The sequence below is a fragment of the Allobosea sp. ASV33 genome (genome assembly GCF_016428755.1).
In the GTDB taxonomy this organism is placed as follows: domain Bacteria; phylum Pseudomonadota; class Alphaproteobacteria; order Rhizobiales; family Beijerinckiaceae; genus Allobosea.
The window spans coordinates 1-316 of sequence record NZ_JAELTI010000282.1 but is presented as its reverse complement, the minus strand read 5'-3'; the positions used below and the strand labels follow the sequence as shown (position 1 = coordinate 316).

General features: G+C 76.3%; 1 protein-coding gene. It reads right to left on the bottom strand.

Translation table 11 applies throughout. The features are described 5' to 3' along the window. Positions 1-316 (bottom strand): hypothetical protein (locus JHD80_RS27580; protein ID WP_199093798.1); only part of this gene is annotated, 316 nt, incomplete at both ends.

Genomic DNA, 316 nt, shown 5'->3' with positions numbered 1-316 from the left:
CCCCCCCCCCCCCCCCCCCCCCCCCCCCCCCCCCCCCCCCCCCCCCCCCCCCCCCCCCCCCCCCCCCCCCCCCCCCCCCCCCCCCCCCCCCCCCCCCCCCCCCCCCCCCCCCCCCCCATTTTCAAGCCGAAGACGGCATACGAGATCGCGCCTAGAGTCTCGTGGGCTCGGAGATGTGTATAAGAGACAGTCCTTGGCGTCGTTGGTCGTGCCGGTCTTGCCGGCGAGCGGCTTGCCCACGGACTTGACCACGGTCGCCGTGCCGGCGTTGACCACGCCTTCGAGGATCGAGACCATCTGGTACGCCGTCAGCGGG